Here is a 14,834-nt window from a genome sequence, read left to right as displayed (position 1 = left end):
ATAAGGAGGGATCGAGATGATATTTGTCACGGGTGATACTCATGGTGAATATAATGATACGGTGAGACGATTTGCGGAAAACGGTGTCGGTAAAGGTGACACCGTGATAGTGTGCGGAGATTTCGGCTTTGTGGGAAGGATAGGCGGCAAGCATCAGTACTATCTGAAACAGCTGGCTAAGGAAGAATTCACGATACTGTTTGCGGACGGTAATCACGAGAATTTTGATGTTCTGGAAACATATCCAGTGGTGGATTACTGCGGAGGTAAGGCGCATAAGGTGGCGGATAATATATATCATCTGATGCGTGGGCAGATCTTCGACATAGAAGGGAAGAGCTACTTTACATTCGGCGGCGCTTATTCGATAGATAAATATATGCGTAAAGAGGGAAGAAGCTGGTGGAAACAGGAGCTGCCGACAAAAGAGGATTATGATGAAGCGGCAAAGAATCTGGAAAAGGCTGGATATAAGGTGGACTATGTGCTGACACATACGATACCCGATTCGATGATATACCGTATAGGAAAGAATACAGATGTACATGATGCTGAATTGACAGGGTATTTTGAATGGCTGTATAGAAACCTTGAATTCAAGAAGTGGTTTGCAGGGCATTGGCACGTAAATAGGTGCTTTGATGATAAGATATATATATTGTATGATGAGATGTACAAGCTGATTATTTAGGTTCAGAAATTCTAATTGTCAAAATGCATATAATATTGTCGAAACATCGAAAATCGTTTTACGTCGAAAAGTGTTGACAAACGGGCCAAAAGGTGCTATAATAATTAAGCTGTCAACGAGAGAGCACGAAAGAACGAATAAAGCGCGGGAAACTTAGGGATAAGAGAACGAGGACCGGAACAGTTCAGAAGAGCGAAACTCAGAAGCAGCAAAAATTTATCACGAAAAGCACTTGACAAAAGAGCAAAAAAGTGATATAATAAAAAATACCGCACAAGAGAGAAGTTCAATAAAAAAGAACTAAGCTCGGAAATAAAACTTCAAAAAAGTTCTGAAAAGGGCTTGACAAACGAAGAAAAATGTGGTATAATAAAACAGCTTATAACGCACAAAGAACTCTGAAAAGAGTTCAAAAAAATCTTCAAAAAACTTCTGAAAAGGGGTTGACAAACGAAGAAAAGTGTGGTATAATAAATGAGTTGTCTGACAAAGACAGACAACGAAAAGGCATCTTGAAAATTGAACAACCAAGAATACGAAAACCCTTGAAAATACTTTGAGGTAATCGAAGTAAGAGTCAAGCAAAGACTATAAAATGCAAACGTTCAGTGAAACGAAACTGAGATCATAATTACTCTGAAGAGAGTATTAGGATACAACTTAATTAAGAGTTTGATCCTGGCTCAGGACGAACGCTGGCGGCACGCTTAACACATGCAAGTCGAACGAGCGAAAGAGTGCTTGCACTTTCAAGCTAGTGGCGGACGGGTGAGTAACACGTGAGCAATCTGCCTTTCGGTGGGGGATACCAATTGGAAACGATTGTTAATACCCCATAACATAGATAAGCCGCATGACCTATCTATCAAAGATTTATTGCCGGAAGATGAGCTCGCGTCTGATTAGGTAGTTGGTGAGGTAACGGCCCACCAAGCCGACGATCAGTAGCCGGACTGAGAGGTTGAACGGCCACATTGGGACTGAGACACGGCCCAGACTCCTACGGGAGGCAGCAGTGGGGAATATTGCACAATGGGCGAAAGCCTGATGCAGCGATGCCGCGTGAGGGAAGAAGGTTTTAGGATTGTAAACCTCTGTCTTTGGGGACGATAATGACGGTACCCAAGGAGGAAGCTCCGGCTAACTACGTGCCAGCAGCCGCGGTAATACGTAGGGAGCGAGCGTTGTCCGGAATTACTGGGTGTAAAGGGAGCGTAGGCGGGATTGCAAGTCAGGTGTGAAATTTAGGGGCTTAACCCCTGAACTGCACTTGAAACTGTAGTTCTTGAGTGAAGTAGAGGTAAGCGGAATTCCTAGTGTAGCGGTGAAATGCGTAGATATTAGGAGGAACATCAGTGGCGAAGGCGGCTTACTGGGCTTTAACTGACGCTGAGGCTCGAAAGCGTGGGGAGCAAACAGGATTAGATACCCTGGTAGTCCACGCCGTAAACGATGATTACTAGGTGTGGGGGGACTGACCCCTTCCGTGCCGCAGTTAACACAATAAGTAATCCACCTGGGGAGTACGGCCGCAAGGCTGAAACTCAAAGGAATTGACGGGGGCCCGCACAAGCAGTGGAGTATGTGGTTTAATTCGAAGCAACGCGAAGAACCTTACCAGGTCTTGACATCGTACGCACAGCATAGAGATATGTGAAATCCCTTCGGGGACGTATAGACAGGTGGTGCATGGTTGTCGTCAGCTCGTGTCGTGAGATGTTGGGTTAAGTCCCGCAACGAGCGCAACCCTTACTGTTAGTTGCTACGCAAGAGCACTCTAGCAGGACTGCCGTTGACAAAACGGAGGAAGGTGGGGATGACGTCAAATCATCATGCCCCTTATGACCTGGGCTACACACGTACTACAATGGCTGTTAACAGAGGGAAGCAAAACAGTGATGTGGAGCAAAACCCTAAAAGCAGTCTTAGTTCGGATTGTAGGCTGCAACCCGCCTACATGAAGTCGGAATTGCTAGTAATCGCGGATCAGCATGCCGCGGTGAATACGTTCCCGGGCCTTGTACACACCGCCCGTCACGCCATGGGAGTCGGTAACACCCGAAGCCTGTGTTCTAACCGCAAGGAGGAAGCAGTCGAAGGTGGGATTGATGACTGGGGTGAAGTCGTAACAAGGTAGCCGTATCGGAAGGTGCGGCTGGATCACCTCCTTTCTATGGAGAACCGAGAAGTAAAATTCTCATAAAAAAAATCTCCGGTCAGCAAGTGGTGGAAACAGTCGGTTGTTCAATTTTGAAGATGTCTAAAGCATCTTTAAAAGAGCATAAGAGTCCCTTAAACGGGGGTGTAGCTCAGCTGGGAGAGCACCTGCTTTGCAAGCAGGGGGTCAGGAGTTCGATCCTCCTCATCTCCACCATGGGACGAGGACGCAATCACACAGCTGAACTAAGACGAGAACTAAAAGCTCGTTGCCAAAACATCGCTTTAGCGATTTTTGGGCGCATAGCTCAGGTGGTTAGAGCGCACGCCTGATAAGCGTGAGGTCGGTGGTTCGAGTCCACTTGTGCCCACTGAGGACGAAAGTCCTCTGACAGTAACTTGAAAATTGAATAATGAAGCAATATTAAAAGTAATGCAAATGAGGAAAACGACTAAAAGAAATTAGTCGGGAAAACTACAATCAGCATAACATTAAGGATAACATAATTCTAAGGTTAAGCTAATAAGAGCGTAGGGAGAATGCCTTGGCATTAGGAGCCGATGAAGGACGTGATAAGCTGCGATAAGCTGCGGGGAAGAGCAAGTATCTAGTGATCCGCAGATTTCCGAATGGAGCAATCCGCATGAGTATGCTCATGCACTGTACAGTGAATAAAATAGCTGTATGGGGGGAACCGCCTGAACTGAAACATCTAAGTAGGGCGAGGAAGAGAAATCAACCGAGATTCTGTGAGTAGTGGCGAGCGAAAGCGGAAGAGGCTAAACCAGAGGTAGCAATACCTTTGGGGTTTTGGACAGCATTTAGCATTGTAATGATTTAGTTGAATCGTGTGGGAAAACGAACCGTAGAGTGTGAGAGTCACGTAAGCGAAAAGTCAGAGCAGCGAGCTGTATCCGGAGTACCGCGGGACACGTGAAACCCCGTGGGAAGATGGGGGGACCATCCTCCAAGCCTAAATACTACCTAATGACCGATAGCGAATAGTACTGTGAAGGAACGGTGAAAAGAACCCCGGGAGGGGAGTGAAAAAGAACCTGAAACCCTATGCTTACAAGCACCGAGAGCCCGTCAATGGGTGATCGGGTACCTTTTGTAGAATGGTCCGGCGAGTTATTGTATGCGGCAAGGTTAAGTGCTTAAGGCACGGAGCCGAAGCGAGAGCGAGTCTGAATAGGGCGAATAAGTCGTATGCAATAGACCCGAAACCGAGTGACCTAACCATGTCCAGGCTGAAGTGGAGGTAAAACTCCATGGAGGGCCGAACCCACGTCCGTTGAAAAGGCCGGGGATGAGGTGTGGTTAGCGGTGAAATTCCAATCGAACTCGGATATAGCTGGTTCTCTCCGAAATAGCTTTAGGGCTAGCCTCATGACAGATTACCGGAGGTAAAGCACTGAATGGGCTAGGGGTCGAAAGATTACTGAACCTTATCAAACTAAGAATGCCGGATAATCGATTCATGGGAGTCAGACTGTGTGAGATAAGTCTCACAGTCAAAAGGGAAACAGCCCAGACCCACAGCTAAGGTCCCAAAGTACATTTAAGTGGAAAAGGATGTGGGGTTGCATAAACAACCAGGATGTTGGCTTAGAAGCAGCCACTCATTAAAAGAGTGCGTAATAGCTCACTGGTCGAGTGACCCTGCGCCGAAAATTCAACGGGGCTAAAATGTACACCGAAGCTTGGGATTGTCAGTAATGACAGTGGTAGGAGAGCGTCGAATAAGGGGTGAAGTCAGAGCGGAAGCGCTGGTGGACTTTATTCGAGTGAGAATGCCGGAATGAGTAGCGAGAATTATGTGAGAATCATAATGGCCGAAAATCTAAGGTTTCCTGAGGAAGGTTCGTCCGCTCAGGGTAAGCCGGGGGCTAAGGTCAGGCCGAAAGGCGTAGCCGATGCACATACGGTTGAAATTCCGTAGCCACCGAAAGATTTAAGTATAGGGACGCTTCGAAAGTGATGAAGCCGGGCGATGGTTGACCCGGTCGTAAGGGATCGAAAATAAGTAGAGAAGTCATCATAGACGGAGACAAGAAAAGCTATATGTATATCTAAGGTGCCCGTACCGCAAACCGACACAGGTAGATAGGAAGAAGATTCTAAGGCCAACGGGAGAAGGGTTGTTAAGGAACTCGGCAAGTTGACCCCGTAACTTAGGGATAAGGGGTGCTTGAGTGATCAAGCCGCAGAGAATAGGCCCAGGCGACTGTTTAGCAAAAACACAGGTCTCTGCTAAATCGAAAGATGACGTATAGGGGCTGACACCTGCCCGGTGCCGGAAGGTTAAGAGGAGATGTGAGAGCATCGAATTGAAGCCCCGGTAAACGGCGGCCGTAACTATAACGGTCCTAAGGTAGCGAAATTCCTTGTCAGGTAAGTTCTGACCCGCACGAATGGTGTAACGATCTGGGCACTGTCTCAACAACCCGCCCGGCGAAATTGTAGTACCGGTGAAGATGCCGGTTACCCGCGACTAGACGGAAAGACCCCATGGAGCTTTACTGTAGCCTAATATTGGATTTCGGTATTTCATGTACAGGATAGGTGGGAGACTGGGAAGCATTGGCGTCAGCTGATGTGGAGTCACTGTTGGGATACCACTCTTGAAGTGCTGGAGTTCTAACCTGCGGCTTTGAATCAAGTCGGGGGACATTGTTAGGTGGGCAGTTTGACTGGGGCGGTCGCCTCCTAAAGAGTAACGGAGGCGCTCAAAGGTTCGCTCTGCATGGATGGAAACCATGCGTCAGAGTGTAAACGCAAAAGCGAGCCTAACTGCGAGAATGACGGTTCGAGCAGTAACGAAAGTTGGAGTTAGTGATCCGGCGGTATGTGAATGGAAATGCCGTCGCTCAACGGATAAAAGCTACCCTGGGGATAACAGGCTGATCTCCCCCAAGAGTCCACATCGACGGGGAGGTTTGGCACCTCGATGTCGGCTCATCGCATCCTGGGGCTGAATTCGGTCCCAAGGGTTTGGCTGTTCGCCAATTAAAGCGGTACGCGAGCTGGGTTCAGAACGTCGTGAGACAGTTCGGTCCCTATCTGTCGTGGGCGTAGGATATTTGCAAGGAGCTGTCCCTAGTACGAGAGGACCGGGATGGACGCACCTCTGGTGCACCAGTTGTCACGCCAGTGGCACAGCTGGGCAGCTATGTGCGGAACGGATAAACGCTGAAGGCATCTAAGCGTGAAGCCGCCCTTAAGATAAGATATCCCATCTTTATGAGTAAGACCCCTTGAAGACTACAAGGTTGATAGGCACAAAGTGTAAGTGCAGTGATGCATTAAGCTAGCGTGTACTAATTGGTCGAGGGCTTATCCTAAATTATGTTAATCCTTAAATTACCCTTCATTATTCAATTTTGAGGTTATTGTCCTCAATTAATAGTCGGTGATCATTGAGATGAGGTCACACCTGTTCCCATGCCGAACACAGAAGTTAAGCTCATCTTCGCTGAAAATACTCGGCGGGCGACCGCCCGGGAAAATAAGTTGTCGCCGGCTCTCCCAAAACACTCTTCGGAGTGTTTTGGCATATCTGCCTCCTTAGCTCAGTCGGTAGAGCATGCGGCTGTTAACCGCAGGGTCGTTGGTTCGAGTCCAACAGGTGGCGCTTAGTTAATAGCTCTGAAATGACGTTAATCCGTTGTTTCAGAGCTTTTTATTATGCATCGTTTCTTCGCTTGGTCTTTGTTTGGTCATTATTATTGTTATTGAAATGAATAGTTTTTAGCTTATCGATACAGATAAAATAATCATTGCCGCAACGGCGTGATCGTCTATGGAGTTCGATCTGCGAGTGGTGAATTTTAAAACACCCAGTGGACTTTTTCAATTAAATAAAGAGTGGACGCCCTTAAAAGGATCGTCCACTGAATATGGCTCATTATTAGTTTTCAACAGACTGAACAGCCGTATTTACACGACCGCTCTACGTTTTGTTTTACAGATCCTGAACGCTGTCTATCTGCCAGCTGTCAGTACCGTTTACCTTCTTCAGTGTTATCACACACTTTCTGCCCTCGCCTGAAATATTCATAGCGTCCTTGTGCATAGCATCTACAGTATAGGTATCAGCATCTATCACATTGATGCTGCCTTCGATACACTCGAACAGATCATAATTGCCTGTTCCCATATAGTTAGCATCATAATAATACAGACCGTCATGTTCTACTATAGCGTTCTCTGCTTTGTACAAGCCATATGTGTTGCAAATGTTCTCACTCAGATATCCGCCGTAGAGATTATCTCTGATTGTCTGCAGGTAATCTGCACCATAATCACCTATATTATAATATCTAAACGAACCGAGAATTCCTTCACAAGGTTCAAAATTCTCGTCACTGGTTCCATTAGCCCACCTTACCTGAAGTCCGCTGGCATTATAGCCTGCAGAATTAAGTGCTTCCACTGCTGTGGAAGCGTACTGATAAAGTACAGATGTATCCACATCAGCAGTATTTTCCTGCTCGATTGTAACTTCAGGTGTTGTCTCGTTATGTTGCTGAACAGGCGCAGGGCTGTCCTGAACAGGGTGAACGGGTACAGAGCTCTCCTCACCATTTGAAAAGTTATTCTCTTCCGCTTTGTCCTCGGTTGCCGATGATGTCTCGGCAGTAATCTCTTCTTTCACATCCGCATCATATGCAGGAGTTGACTGCGCTGCATTTTTTGCCTCTGCAGGGCTGATGTTCACAGCGCCTGTTTTTTCATCTACCGAATATGTACCGCTGCATCCTGTTAATGCTGCCATTGATACTACTGCTATTGCAGCTGCGATGATAATTCTTGTCTTTTTTGTCTTCATTGTGATTTCCTCCATTTTTTCGAGTCATTTCATTTTACCCGGGTCATTGTTTTTGTCTTACATATATTAGACGGTACATCTCATACCAAGGTTACATTTTATTGAAAAAATTTTTTTTACTCTTGAACCCGAAATTCTGCCGCTTCTTATGTGTTCATTTTTGACTGTTACGCTCACTTGCTTCATACCGATTAATACTGGATGACCGGTTGAGCAGTCTGTACCAATCCTGATATTATCCGTCGTCAGTTTTTATTGTCGCAACGTTAACTTTGTGAAACAGATGAGAATGTGTATTTGGAAACATTGTGAGTTCCGATTTGAGTATTATAGGAGAGCATTTACGCCGTGATCTTTTATATGAGGAGTATTTTTATGTATAGTAATATATTTATATATAGTACTGAGGTTGAAATGTGTTAATTGATTTAACACAAATCAGGTTCATTTAAAAAGATAATATATTTATCATTATTTCGCAAAATATTTAACCAAATATTGCGATATACATATCAAATATTGCGGCGGTAGAAAACTCCTGTTTACTTTTGTTGAAAAATATTGTATACTTACTATAAGAGGCTATGTATTTATGTTATGTATTAGTTAATATTACATATTTTGGAAGAATGAAATTTTTAAAAGTCTCGTATTCCTCAGTTATATTTCAGAGGAACTCGTCCTGTTTCTTATTTTTATATTATCGTTTCAGGACTACAATTTTAAAAGGAGTGATTGGAGTGAAACTTTCAAAAATGAAGAGGGTGCTCAGTGCTACTGTTGCATTGATGATGATCGGTACTTCATTACCTTTTACCGTTAATGCTGCGGGCAGCTCTGCGAACAATTCTACGCTGTACGGTGACGCAAACACCGACGGTGTAGTTGATATATCTGATGCAGTTCTTATTGCTCAGTATGTCAAAAACCCCAGCAAGACTTATATTTCTAAGCAGGGACTTGTTAATGCTGATGTATTCAACGTCGGAAGCGGGGTCACTATAGATGACGCTAATACTATCAAGAAGTACCTTGTCGACCTTATATCCGAACTTCCTGAGGAACCTTCCATTAATGTCACACCTCAGAAAGCTCTTCTGAATTATGATTTTAATTCAGGTTTGAGTTCATGGACAGGAAGAGGACCTGCAACTGTTACAGCTACAGATACTGCATATTACGGTACATCGGGCAAGTCAATGTATGTTTCAGGCAGAACTGCGGAGTGGAATGGTGCGGCAGTAAGCCTCGGTTCTGATTTCAAAGCGGGTCAGACTTACAGCATAAGCTGTGCGGCTCTCCAGACTTCAGGCGGCTCGGCTGAAATACAGATATCTCTCCAGCAGGGTGGCAGCAACGGCACGACTGCTGTATATTCACATATTGCTTCGGCTACCTGCAAGAGCGGTGAATGGACAAAGCTTGAGAATACGTCCTTTACTATCCCCGATAATGCAGGTGATATGACACTTTATGTCGAGACAGTACAGTCTACAGGCGACCTTATGGACTTTTATATCGATGATGTAGTTATTGCGCCTATGGGCACAACGTCTTCTGTTAAGACAGGCGGCACAGGCAAAGTCCCTGCATCTTCATCAGGTGATCCTGTTGATGTTGATCCTACAAAGTGGGACAACTATCAGGAGACAGCTTCTTCGCAGTACATTGATTTCTATAAGAGTTCAATAAAGCACATGGGCAACACATACAGACTCAATCAGAAACTTGCTGCTGCTGAGCAGGGTGCACCTCTGACCGTTGCTTATCTGGGTGGTTCTATCACTGAGGGCAAGAACTATACCACACCATTCTCCAACTATCTGAAGAACACCTTTGCCAAGGGAAGCTTCAGGGAGATTAATGCAGGTCTTTCGGGTACTTCATCCGTTGTCGGACTTGTCCGCAGTGAAGCACAGATAGTTTCTCAGAAACCTGATATCATCTTCCTGGAATTCTCAGTTAATGACCATGAGGATATAATGTACAAAAAGTGCTTTGAGAGCTGTATCAAGAAGTTCCTGGAGATGCCGAATGCTCCTGCGGTAGGTATCATAATCACTCGTGCAAAGGGCGGATTCTCCAGCCAGAATCAGATGTATCCCATCGGCAAGAACTTCGATATCCCCGTTATTAGTATGGACGATGCTCTTACAAAGGCGTTCAACAGCAGATTCCTCAATACAAGCGATTACTATACCGACGAGTATCACCCTCATCAGAAGGGAGGTCAGCTGATAGCTGATTGTATGGCATACTATGTTCGTCAGGCATTAAAGAGCCGTAACCAGTCTTCGGGCTATACTCTGCCTTCTTCTTACGTATATGGCGCAGAGTACTCTGACACTGTCAATGTTGATCCCAAGAACCTGAATAATTTCAGCGCAGGTTCATGGACATCTGGCTACGGTTACAATAACTCGGGTCTGAACTATTCATATACTCTCAACGGTGGAAATCCCATGAAGTTCAAGACACAGGGTAAGGGTCTGATAATCGTATTCAAGGCTAACAGCTCGGGCATGGGAAGCATAAATGTTACTGTAAATGGCAAGACTACCAAGATCAGCGGCAACAAGCAGTATACATGGGGCGGCCCTGATGCAGAGCTTGGCTACTATCAGAACACATCAGGTGATCTTGATGTTTCCATCAGCGGAAGCGGTCAGTTCACCATCTGGGGCGTAGGTCTCATTAAATAATTGTTGTTATAAAAGCTCCGACTTCAGGGTTGGAGCTTTTTTGTATGGGGATATACAGGGGTAAGATCAGCGATGATGATATCGTTTCGGCGGTAAAGACGGAAGTTATACCTATCATCGAGCAGATGGAGCAGGCTTTCAACGAGGGTAACTTCATGCAGGCTGATGAGATACGCTACAAGGAAGATATGTCCGCACTCGGTCTGAACTTGATCCGTCTGGGGCTTGAGGATGTTCTGTATGACCCGAAGTCAAAGTCCATATACACATCGAATACCAATGCGTCCGTCAAGGTGAGCGCGGGGTGGTATTGCGGTGAATGATGAACTGCGGTACAACGAAAACCACGACGACAGAGGGCGGTTTACATTCGGGTCAAGCGGTGGAAACGGTTCTGCTCAAAAAGATTGGCACGCTGATGTGTATGGCAAAAAGGGTGCATCTCAAAAGTCCTTGACAAAGTACGAAAATGGTGTTAAACTTGACAGTAACGGAAACCCGTTCAGGTATCCCGAAGTCAGACTTAACGACCCGAAAGATTATGCTGCTTTTATGGATCAGGTAGATTTGAGGTACGATACTCACTATAAAGGCAAGGAATTTTGTCATATTACTTTTACCGATAGAAAAATTCTCTTTGAAAATCACGGTAGAGGGGATTGTAACATTTATTCGGTTTTGGAGGACTAGCTTATGAACAGCATTATGACTGAATTAAAAAAAGCTTTGGAAAATGTTTCGGATTCGTATGAGGATTTTGTAACAGGAAGCCTTCACATGGTAAAGAATGCGCCTGATAGGGCGAGTATGCTTCTTGCTTTTATAACAAAACATCCCGAAGCCAACAGTTCAGACATTACTAAGTTTGAGACAGAACAAATACTGGGCATAAAGCCCGTAATACCCGATGAACAGCCCGAAGGAGAATGAAAATGATAGATTCAATTGAATTATATGAATGCTATACGAAAAGAGTGAAACTTACTACAAACGACGATTACGAATTTACAGGCGTTGTGGATTTTTATGAATCCGAATATGATAGCGGCAGCGGGGTTGCTGAAATAGGTCTTAACAATGTATCAACCATCTTTAGAGCTGATGAGATTAAAAGTATTGAAATATTAGATTAACCGTCTGAATAAGGCGGTTTTTTCATGCCCGAAAAGAGGTGAAAAAATTACCGATATAAAAAATAATAAAAGAAAGAACCGAGATGACCAAAATCATCTCGGTTCTGTTTATGCTTACTAAACTATGTAATTCAATAAATTACTTAACAGTTACAGTGATAGCATTCTTGATAGGATCAGTTGTATTCCACTTACCGTTAACTCTTGCAGCAACTGCTACCTTGTAGGTCATGCCGGGAGTCAGGTTCTTAGGAGTTACATAGCTGTTTGTAGTGATGTTGGAAGTCTGAACTCTCCACTTACCAGCCAGGTATACAGCGATGCCGTATCTGTCAGCGCCACTTACCTTATCCCAAACGAACTGGATCTGGTGATACTGAGTATTGTAATTAGCCTTTACATTCTTAGGATAATCTGTCTTTGTTGTATCATCATCGTGATGATCATCATCAATAATACCAGGCTTCATATCAGGATACAGTGTAGCCATTACACCCATAGCCATCATGTCATCGCCAGCGTGCCAGAATCTGTGGTAGTTCAGGTCAACGTTTGCAATGTTCTTGAACTTAGCAAGCTCTGCCTGACCCTCAGCGTCGGATGCAGAGTACTTGTTGCTCCACTTAGCACCGTTAGCAACGTCCTTCTTGTATGCAGCTCTCAGCTCTTCAACAAGCTTTATGCACTCCTGAGAAGTCTCTGCACCTGCGCAGTTGCCGGTGTACATTGTACGGATGCTCTCGAATGTAGCACCATTCTGCAGCTTGTCGCCGTTAGGCATTGTTCCGTTGTAGCTCTCGGGGATATAAACTTCCTGGCTGAAGAAACGAGCCATAGAACCGTTGTGCTCAGTTCTGGACATACCAAGGTTATCACGACCCTTATTCCAAGCACGGTCGATGAGAGACTTAGCAAGGAACAGAGAAGCCTTAGGCAGAGCAGAATCCTTAGCAGTGTAAGTCTTGGTGCCAGCCTTAGCATTTGAAACGCCGTCGATCTTGTAGTTGAAGGAACCGCCAACAGAGCTTGCAGTCATACCGCTGATATCGCTAGCCTTAACGCCCTTAGCCTTAGCATAGTAAGTAAGAGTGTTTGCCAGAGAAGAGATACAACCAAGGTCAGTGTTGCCGTAGCCTGTGATCTTGCAGGTCAGGCCGCTGTTGCTTGTAGCAGAGCCGTTCCATGTATCAGGTGCACCGCTCCAATCGAGGTTGGAAGGCATATAGAAGTCGCCATCATCAGTGAGGATGGTGTTGTTAACGAACCATGCGCACCACTTGTCAAGGATCTGCTCCAGAGCAGCTTCCATGGTCATTCCGCCGGGTCTTACGCCGGTGTTGTCGCCATTCTTCTTAACCCAGTAATACAGTTCAGCAAGTCTCTGTACTGCCCATACCTGGTTACCAGTCCAGTGGTTGGAACCGGGGTCAGCATATACAGGATGCTCAACGTACATCATACCATAGAAGGTAGGTACGCCGGAAGGATAAGTAAGATAACGGCCCTTATAAGAGTTGGTAGCACCACCAGCGATAGGACCATTAGAGGACTGCAGCCACAGATAGAATTCCAGCTGTCTCTCCAGAGACTTGGTGTAATCCTGCTTAGCGCCGTCAGCCTTCATGTTCATGCTTGTCAGCAGGCCGTAAGCAGCCAGGGGGTTCTGATAGAACTCGTGAGCGTGTGAGCAGCCGATCTGCCAGCACCAGTTCTGACCTGTGCTCTTGAGAGCTCCGCCCCAAGAAGTGTACCAGTTCATCAGATAGTGCTTGGACTTGTCACCAGCGTTGCCGTTGGACCAAGAAGTGTTAGTGGAGATCTCCTGATAGTACTTATCGTACATATTGTTACGGAGTTCGTCACCCATCTCGGAAGCCTTAGCAGTAACGGAAGAATCAGCGACCTTCCACTGGATAGCGTCATATACACCCTGGATAGCTCTGTCTTCTGCGTCAGGAGCGTTGGTGTAAGCCCACTGAGCTGTTACGTTTGAATCACGGTTGAAGATACCCTTCAGACCCTGCTGAGAGTTACCATACTTCTTCTCTTCAACGCAGGGGAAAGGAACAGTTTCCCAACAGGACTCCTGCTCACCACGCTGGAATGTGTTGATGAAGGTGAATTCGGTACCGGAACCGAAACCATACCAGTTATCAACGTCAGCCAGCCAGTGCATCAGATATAGACCGCCATTGCCGTTCTTACCCTGATATACGCTTGTGAACTTGTTGAAGATGGGGTTTTCAGCAGTCTTGCTGGACTCACCTGCCCAAGCATTGGGGCACTGATCGGGAGTATCGTACTCACCGCAGTACTGTGAGCTTACGCTGCTTGCCTGCCAGAAGTTATCCTGAACATCAGGGATCATAACTTCCATTGTCTTCCAAGCCTTAGCAAGGTCGTTAGTGGAAGCGCCGGAGAATTTCTCACCGGAGTTCTTTACGATGTTATCGTGCATTGCTGCAACCCATACCAGATAGGACATAGCCTCGGATGTTGTCTCGTGACCGTAGTCAGGAGCCTCAACGATCAGTTCTTCTCTTGCGTGGTAAGGTACACCGAAGGAACCGGAACCACCGTCGTTCTTTGACAGATAGCCGTTTGTCTGTCCGTTGGTGATAACATCATCATACATGGACATGAAACGCTGTGCATAAGTTTTATCGCCGTACTTGTTTGATTTTGTTCTTGCTGCAGATGCAGGAACTACTGTTGCTGCGATGACATTTGTTGTCATTGCTGCTGTAAGAATACTAGCAACAACAGCCTTTGTTTTCTTAGGAAGCATTTAATATTCCCCTCTCGTAGATAGTTGTGCCGGCATTGTCAGCCGAGCATTGTCTGCAGGTCAAGCCTGCGCTATTCTTTACGGTAACAGTGGTACTGACCATTGTTAACTTCCATAAACAGTTAACCAGAAAAACTTTAACACCCGTGTGTTTCTGCTGCCCACAAAAGCCACACAATTATATCACTGTTTCCACAAATTATTATACACGTTTTTTTTTATTTTTCAAGCTTTTTATCTCACTTAATCGATTAAAAACTTTATTTTCAGCGGTTTGCCTACCTAAAATAAACGGCATTTGTCTATTTTATCTAATATCCTGAGTTTTTGTTCTTTTTGGGGCACTTAATCGTTTACTAACAATTTTTCGGCGCTTTTAACAGCTACTCTGATTATTAATTATTTATTTTATCTGACAATTTCCAAAGAATATGAAAATATAATTAAACCAATATTACAAAAGCTCGATAAAGTCAATTTTTATGAAGAATTTGAAAACAATACAAATCTGAGTACACTCTTCCTACTTTT

General features: G+C 45.2%; 8 protein-coding genes, 3 tRNA genes and 3 rRNA genes. 12 read left to right on the top strand and 2 right to left on the bottom strand.

From position 1 onward, the window contains the following. The first annotated feature begins 16 nt into the window (after positions 1 to 16). From N773_RS0107035 to N773_RS0107000, 7 genes are all read left to right on the top strand, one after another. Positions 17 to 691, top strand: coding sequence for a metallophosphoesterase (locus N773_RS0107035; RefSeq protein ID WP_024857126.1), 675 nt, complete (start codon positions 17 to 19; stop codon positions 689 to 691). A gap of 660 nt (positions 692 to 1,351) precedes the next feature. Further along, a 16S ribosomal RNA gene (locus N773_RS0107025) occupies positions 1,352 to 2,862 on the top strand. Between the two features lie 127 nt (positions 2,863 to 2,989). After that, a tRNA-Ala gene (locus N773_RS0107020) sits at positions 2,990 to 3,065 on the top strand. A gap of 80 nt (positions 3,066 to 3,145) precedes the next feature. Next, positions 3,146 to 3,219: transfer RNA gene (locus N773_RS0107015), tRNA-Ile, on the top strand. A 142-nt stretch (positions 3,220 to 3,361) separates the two neighbouring features. Then, positions 3,362 to 6,193: ribosomal RNA gene (locus N773_RS0107010) — 23S ribosomal RNA — on the top strand. Between the two features lie 64 nt (positions 6,194 to 6,257). Continuing rightward, positions 6,258 to 6,374 (top strand): 5S ribosomal RNA (rrf, locus tag N773_RS0107005). The 16S, 23S and 5S rRNA genes sit together here with 3 tRNA genes alongside, the layout of an rRNA operon. A gap of 36 nt (positions 6,375 to 6,410) precedes the next feature. Next, positions 6,411 to 6,483, top strand: a tRNA-Asn gene (locus tag N773_RS0107000). Positions 6,484 to 6,813: 330 nt separating this feature from the next. Here N773_RS0107000 and N773_RS0106995 read toward each other — a convergent pair. After that, on the bottom strand, positions 6,814 to 7,680 hold the full coding sequence (locus tag N773_RS0106995) for a hypothetical protein (RefSeq protein ID WP_024857124.1): 867 nt from the start codon (positions 7,678 to 7,680) through the stop codon (positions 6,814 to 6,816). A gap of 740 nt (positions 7,681 to 8,420) precedes the next feature. Between N773_RS0106995 and N773_RS0106990 the strand changes: the two genes are divergently transcribed. The 5 genes from N773_RS0106990 to N773_RS0106970 are packed head-to-tail and all read left to right on the top strand — an operon-like array spanning position 8,421 to position 11,515. Then, positions 8,421 to 10,382, top strand: a complete 1,962-nt coding sequence (locus N773_RS0106990; RefSeq protein ID WP_024857123.1) for a carbohydrate binding domain-containing protein — start codon at positions 8,421 to 8,423, stop codon at positions 10,380 to 10,382. A 44-nt stretch (positions 10,383 to 10,426) separates the two neighbouring features. Next, positions 10,427 to 10,705, top strand: a complete 279-nt coding sequence (locus tag N773_RS0106985) for a hypothetical protein (protein WP_024857122.1) — start codon at positions 10,427 to 10,429, stop codon at positions 10,703 to 10,705. Beyond that, a complete protein-coding gene (locus tag N773_RS0106980; protein WP_024857121.1) occupies positions 10,698 to 11,072 on the top strand; it encodes a hypothetical protein in 375 nt (124 codons plus the stop codon). The genes N773_RS0106985 and N773_RS0106980 overlap by 8 nt, the downstream gene beginning before the upstream one ends. A 3-nt stretch (positions 11,073 to 11,075) precedes the next feature. Next, positions 11,076 to 11,312, top strand: coding sequence for a hypothetical protein (locus tag N773_RS0106975; RefSeq protein WP_024857120.1), 237 nt, complete (start codon positions 11,076 to 11,078; stop codon positions 11,310 to 11,312). Positions 11,313 to 11,314: 2 nt separating this feature from the next. Next, the gene (locus N773_RS0106970; protein ID WP_024857119.1) at positions 11,315 to 11,515 is read left to right on the top strand and encodes a hypothetical protein; all 201 of its coding nucleotides are present in this window, start codon (positions 11,315 to 11,317) and stop codon (positions 11,513 to 11,515) included. 139 nt (positions 11,516 to 11,654) lie between these two features. On the opposite strand, the gene N773_RS0106965 is transcribed toward N773_RS0106970, so the two are convergent. Further along, the gene (locus N773_RS0106965) at positions 11,655 to 14,303 is read right to left on the bottom strand and encodes a glycoside hydrolase family 48 protein (protein ID WP_024857118.1); all 2,649 of its coding nucleotides are present in this window, start codon (positions 14,301 to 14,303) and stop codon (positions 11,655 to 11,657) included. Positions 14,304 to 14,834 lie beyond the last annotated feature (531 nt).

The sequence above is a fragment of the Ruminococcus albus AD2013 genome (genome assembly GCF_000526775.1).
Taxonomy (GTDB): domain Bacteria; phylum Bacillota; class Clostridia; order Oscillospirales; family Ruminococcaceae; genus Hominimerdicola; species Hominimerdicola alba_A.
The sequence above is the reverse complement of the archived record's forward strand: the minus strand, read 5'-3'. Positions and strand labels throughout refer to the sequence as shown.

What these genes read in the sequence shown, in the direction of transcription:
- N773_RS0106985 (WP_024857122.1), top strand. Translation starts at nt 10,427, where the DNA reads ATGGGGATATACAGGGGTAAGATCAGCGATGATGATATCGTTTCGGCG.
- N773_RS0106965 (WP_024857118.1), bottom strand. Translation starts at nt 14,303, where the DNA reads ATGCTTCCTAAGAAAACAAAGGCTGTTGTTGCTAGTATTCTTACAGCA.
- N773_RS0106970 (WP_024857119.1), top strand. Translation starts at nt 11,315, where the DNA reads ATGATAGATTCAATTGAATTATATGAATGCTATACGAAAAGAGTGAAA.
- N773_RS0106975 (WP_024857120.1), top strand. Translation starts at nt 11,076, where the DNA reads ATGAACAGCATTATGACTGAATTAAAAAAAGCTTTGGAAAATGTTTCG.
- N773_RS0106995 (WP_024857124.1), bottom strand. Translation starts at nt 7,680, where the DNA reads ATGAAGACAAAAAAGACAAGAATTATCATCGCAGCTGCAATAGCAGTA.
- N773_RS0107035 (WP_024857126.1), top strand. Translation starts at nt 17, where the DNA reads ATGATATTTGTCACGGGTGATACTCATGGTGAATATAATGATACGGTG.